The organism is Massilia sp. CT11-108 (assembly GCF_047302915.1).
Taxonomy (GTDB): Bacteria; Pseudomonadota; Gammaproteobacteria; order Burkholderiales; family Burkholderiaceae_D; genus Telluria; species Telluria orientalis.
The window spans coordinates 1-5,289 of sequence record NZ_JBKYMO010000392.1 but is presented as its reverse complement, the minus strand read 5'-3'; the positions used below and the strand labels follow the sequence as shown (position 1 = coordinate 5,289).

The following is a 5,289-nucleotide window of genomic DNA, read 5'->3' as shown; positions in this document are numbered from 1 at the left end:
CCCCAGCCGGCCGGCGCCATGCCGCTGACGGCCGCCTGGGGCAGCTGTACCTCGTCGAGGTAGCTGTCGAGCGCGACGCTGGACAGGCCATAGCACTCGGCCAGCATCCGTTCCAGCCGGGCCTGGTAGCCGGATGGACTCCGTGGCGCGTCGCCGAAGCGCCAGCGCAACCGCCCTTCGCCGGTGCCGTCGACCGGACAGGGCAGCGGATAGACGAGCAGCGGCCGCTGTTCGTCCTCGTGGCTGCAGCGGTAATCGAGCGCGCGCGCGACGACGCCCTGCAGGCCGTCCAGGCTGCGCGCGTCGGGCGTAAACACGCCGACTATCTTGTCCGGCAACAGCGCGGTGCAGACGCTGGCCGCCGCCGAGCGGCCGCTGCGGCAATCGATCAGCACGTGGGCGAAGCGCCGTGCCACCTGCGCCGCGAACGTGCGGAACAGCGCGGGGCACGCGCAGAACAGCGCGTCCCAGTCGAGCCGGTCGACGCGCTCGCCATAGCTGTCGTCGAAGCGGCCGGCGCGCATCAGGTACAGCGGACGGCTGTCGTCGACGCGGACGATGTAGTCGTCCCAGTCCAGCGTGTCGAGCACGCGCGCGGCCAGCGCCTCGGCGTCGTCGTTCGACGTATTGCCGTGCAGTTGCTCGCGGCAACTCTCGAACAGTTCGAGCAGGCCGCTGGCGTGCTGCCCATCGTCCGCGCGGGAAAAATAGTGATGCAGGCCGGGGGCTTCCAGGTCCCAGTCGATCATCAGCACCGGTGTCTTCGCATGCGCGCGCCCGGCAAGCAGCCAGGCGGCATGGGCCAGCGCAAGGCTGCGCACGGGTGCGCTGTCGTAGGAGTAGAACGTCGTCACCTCGCCGGCCTGACCGGCCGGTACTGCGGTGATGCGGTTGGTTTCCATAAGGCTCCTCATTTTTTTGGGAAGGTTGGATCCGGTAACTCACGCCATGCGGGTGGGACAGCGGGAAGCACGAATTGGTTGCAGTCATGCGCCGGCGGCATGGTTTTTTTCTGGTATTGGTAATGCGTGACGATGCGCCGGACCATCTTGTCGATGTCCGGCAGGAAATCGGGGTTCGACTTCAGGTCGGCCGTGGCCATCGTGAAGCGCGAGAAGTCGACGTAGAACGTGGATTCGCTGATCTGCGGCGGCAGGCTGACGGGGTGCTGCGTCATGATCACGGGAATGATCAGCTGGCTGGGCAGCGTGTACCACGAGCTGCGCTCGGCTTCGATCAGGCGCATCGCGGCGTACTCGCGCCGGGTGTAGGGATGGGCTTCGTATTTGGGCGTGTAGATCAGCACCATGCACGCGCTTTCGCACAGCGCGCGGGCGATCTTGCGGTCGAGGTCGTCACCGCCGCCGAGTTGCTCGGTGTCGATGAACAGTTCGTCTTCGTTGTCGAAATACGGTTCGAGGTAACAGCGCAGTGCATCGGCCAGCGTGGCCTTGAAGCGCTGCATCAGCTCGTGCCGCCCATGGGCATAGCTGAAAAAGCAGCCATAACGTATCGCCATTGCTCCCCCTTGAAGTCTGCCACCGGCCGGGCCTGTGTGACTCTAAACAAGTCACCCATCCTGCATGTTGTGGGAACACAAGCGAAAGCGGAGCCGCTGCGCGGCGTACCGCGAGGCGAGCCCAAAGGTAGCGTAAAACGAAGCAGAGGGGTAAAGCGAAACGAAGCCGGGGGTCAGAGCCCGAATTTGCTTTTTTAGGGCTCTGACCCCGAATCTCCGACTCCGCGGCAGATTCGTAAGCCAGGGGTCAGAGCCCGAATTTGCTTTTTTAGGGCTCTGACCCCGAATCCGTACCCCGCGGCGAATTCGAAGTCGCAAAAAACTCGATCACCTCCGCCTGCACCCGCGTGCGCCGAAACGGCGGCAAACTCTGCCAGATCCGCCGCCCATACGGCTTGCTGATCACCCGCGGATCGCACAGCATCAGCACGCCCCGATCCTCGACGTCGCGGATCAGGCGCCCGGCGCCCTGCTTCAGGTTGATGATAGCTTCCGGCAAGGTGTGGTGAACGAAACCGTTCATGCCCTTCTTTTCCATCACTTCGATGCGCGCGGCCAGCACGGGGTCGTCGGGCGGCGCAAACGGTAGCTTGTCGATGATGACGAGCGACAGCGCCTCGCCGCGCACGTCGACGCCTTCCCAGAAACTCTGGCTGCCGACCAGCACGGCATTGCCCGCGTTGCGGAACGAGTCCAGCAATTCCGTGCGGCCCCGTTCGCCCTGCACGAACAGGGGGAAGTCGAGGCCGCGCGCGGCGAATTCCTCGCGCAGGCGCTCGGCCACGCGGTTGACGGCGCGGATCGTCGTGCACAGGAAGAAGCAGCGGCCGCCCGCCGCTTCGATCACGGGCAGCGCCATGTCGACGACCGCGTCCGTGTAGCCGAACGTGTTCGGTTCCGGCAGGCCGGTCGGCACGTACAGGATGCCCTGCTCCTGGTAGTTGAACGGGCTCGGCCAGCTCTGCGCGGGTTCGCCCGTCATGCCGAGCTGGGCAGTGAAATGCTTGAAATCGTTCTTCACCGCGAGCGTGGCGGACGTGAAGATCCAGCTGCGCGGCGTGCCGGCGCGCTGGCCGGCGAAGATCGGCGCGATCGACAGCGGCGTCTTGTGCAATTGCAGCGACGAGGAAAACGCCTCGACCCACAGCACGGCATCGTCGCCCGCATGGTGCGCCCCGTCGACTTCCTTCCCCTTCTTCGGCTCGGATTTCCACGCCTTGTACTGTTCCAGCAGCTCGACGGCGCGCACGCGGCACTGCTCGATCGTCTCGGCGCGCTCGGCCTGTGCTTCCAGCACGTCGATCAGGCCTTCCAGTTCTTCCTTCAGCTTTTCCAGCGCCGGGAAGAATTCCGAGCTGGGCGGGATCTGCGGCAGGGACAAGCGCGTGCCGCCTTCCGGGAACGTCAGGCGCAGGTCGCGCGCGGCCTTCTCGACGACGGTCACGACCTTCGCCCAGTCCACGCCGCCGCGCGCGTGCGCGAGGCCTTCGGCCAGCACGTCGCGGCACAGTTCCAGCACCTGGCCCGTCGACACGGTCGTGCCGAAGAACAGCGTGGCCACTTCCGGCAACTGGTGCGCCTCGTCGAAGATGATCGTGTTGGCGGACGGCAGCAGTTCGGCCATGCCGCCTTCCTTCAGCGCCACGTCGGCGAAGAACAGGTGGTGGTTGACGACGACGACGTCGGCCTGCTGCGCTTCGCGGCGCGCCTTCATCACGAAACAGTCCTGGTAGTACTGGCACTCCTGGCCCACGCAGTTTTCGCGCGTGGACGTCACGAGGTTCCACACGGACGCCGTTTCCGGGACCTTCGTCAACTCGGCCTTGTCGCCCGACTGGCTCATCTTGATGAAACGCGAGATCTCGCGCAGATGGCCGACATCGTCGCGCGACGTCAGGCGGCCGTTCGACAGCGTGCGTTCCAGATGGTAGTGGCAAAGGTAGTTCGAACGGCCCTTCAGCAGCGCCACCGAGACGGGGGCGCGCAATGCCGCGCGCACGGTCGGGATGTCGCGCGAAAACAGCTGGTCCTGCAGGTTCTTGGTGCCGGTCGAGATGATCGTCTTGCCGCCCCACAGCAGCGCGGGAACGAGGTAGGCGAACGTCTTGCCCGTGCCCGTGCCGGCCTCGGCGATCAGCGTGCCCTGCTCGCTGATCGCGTGCGCGATCGCCTTCGCCATCTCGGTCTGCGACTGGCGCGGCTTGAACGTGCCGACCGCGGGCGCGAGCGGGCCACCGGCGCCGAAGATGCGGTCGACTTCGGCGTCGTACTTGCCGGCAGGTTCGGAAGGCGCGGGCGCGGCGTCGAGGTCGGCGTCGAGGTCGGACTCGGACAAGGGGAGGCGATCGGTCAAAATGAGACTGCTTAAAAAACGTGGGCTTATGCCGGAACGTCCGGCACCAACTGCATTTTCAGCAGTGTGATGTGGTCCTTCAACTGCAGCTTGCGTTTCTTCAGACGTCGCAACTGCAACTGGTCGGCGTGACCGTCGCGGGTCAGCATGTCGATGACAGCGTCGAGGTCGCGATGTTCCACGTCGAGTTCAATGATACGGCGGTGGATCTCCTGGACGTCGATCATGTTAGGCATTTCCGAACAGTTAAGCGTAAAGGGGTGGGAAGACGCATGCCCGCTGGCTCGGGGCGGCGCTATTCATTGTTACGGCTTGCAACTCCAGTGCAAACCGGTGCATAGTTTAAACTACACCGCCGTTGCCGCCAACAAAGTCCGGCATGGCGGTATCGGAAAGCCACGTTTATGACCTCATACAAGTTAGAAGCGGGAACCGCGCAGCATATCGGTAACCGCCCCCAGCAGAACGACCGGGTCGCGCTCATGACGGGCGCCCGCGCGCCCGGTTACGTCCTGGCCGTGCTGTCCGACGGCATTGCCGGCGCGGCCGGCGCGGAACAGGTCCTGCACACCGCCAAACAGGTGTTCGACGAATTCAAGCCGGGCGACCGCCCGTCTGTCGAGCGCCTGCAGCAATTGTTGCGCGACATCGTGCAGGAAACCCATCTGGTCATCAACATGAATGTCGTCGCGACACAGGCCCATGCGCACGCCAGCTTCGTCGGCCTGGTCCTCACGCCGCATGGCGAGGCCGTCTGGGCCCACGTGGGCGATTCGCGCCTGTATTACTTTCACGACGGCAAGTGCCTGGCGCGCACGAGCGACGCGGCCTATGTCGAGCACCTCGTGTCGAGCGACCGCCTGCCGCCGGACGCCGCGAAGAACCACCGCAAGTCCAAGCTGTTGCTGAATGTGATGGGCAATAGCCGCAAGGAGCCGTTCATCACGTTCGGCCAGCGCCTCGATCTCGCGGCGAACGATGTTTTCCTGCTGTGCTCGGACGGCCTGTGGCATTTCTTCACGGATGCCGAACTGGGTGCCGTGACCGCGAAGTCGAGCCCCCGTCAGGCGTCGGAGATGCTGATCAACAAGGCCGGCGAGCGCTCGCAGGGCAAGGGCGGGAACTGCAGCATGGCCATCGTGAAGCTGGTCAAGCCTGTGCTCGATCGGCCGTAAGGCAACGTAACGCGAACGTCACGCGTGGGCGGAGGGCCGTCCACCCTACTTCTTGCCGTCCTCGGCCTCTTGCGCGGCCTTCGCCGCCTTCTCCGCCTTGCGCTGCGCAACCTTGCGCTGCCGTTCTTCCGACTGCGCTTTGCGTTCCTCGTAGTCGCGCACGTTCTGCGCGCGCTTGCCGGCGTTCGCCGCTTCCTGCTGCTTCTGCGCGCGCAGGCGGGCGTCGCGCCCGAGCGCATGGC

4 protein-coding genes and 2 pseudogenes are annotated in these 5,289 nt (G+C 65.1%); 1 reads left to right on the top strand and 5 read right to left on the bottom strand.

Translation table 11 applies throughout. The features are described from left to right. The 4 genes and pseudogenes from ACEN88_RS23720 to ACEN88_RS23705 form a co-directional block, all read right to left on the bottom strand. A pseudogene (locus tag ACEN88_RS23720) lies at positions 1-902 on the bottom strand (hypothetical protein); the annotation flags it as partial. A gap of 8 nt (positions 903-910) precedes the next feature. Continuing rightward, positions 911-1,519, bottom strand: a complete 609-nt coding sequence (locus tag ACEN88_RS23715; protein WP_413343604.1) for a toll/interleukin-1 receptor domain-containing protein — start codon at positions 1,517-1,519, stop codon at positions 911-913. A gap of 268 nt (positions 1,520-1,787) precedes the next feature. Then, on the bottom strand, positions 1,788-3,854 hold the full coding sequence (locus ACEN88_RS23710) for an ATP-dependent DNA helicase (protein ID WP_413343602.1): 2,067 nt from the start codon (positions 3,852-3,854) through the stop codon (positions 1,788-1,790). Positions 3,855-3,898: 44 nt separating this feature from the next. Continuing rightward, entirely contained in the window at positions 3,899-4,099 is a 201-nt protein-coding gene (locus ACEN88_RS23705) for a YdcH family protein (RefSeq protein ID WP_056132203.1), read from the bottom strand. Positions 4,100-4,276: 177 nt separating this feature from the next. Here ACEN88_RS23705 and ACEN88_RS23700 point away from each other — a divergent pair, with 177 nt between their 5' ends. Continuing rightward, complete coding sequence (locus tag ACEN88_RS23700) at positions 4,277-5,047, top strand: PP2C family protein-serine/threonine phosphatase (RefSeq protein ID WP_413343600.1); 771 nt, start codon at positions 4,277-4,279, stop codon at positions 5,045-5,047. Positions 5,048-5,092: 45 nt separating this feature from the next. Here the strand turns inward: ACEN88_RS23700 and ACEN88_RS23695 are convergent. Further along, a pseudogene (locus ACEN88_RS23695) lies at positions 5,093-5,289 on the bottom strand (hypothetical protein); the annotation flags it as partial.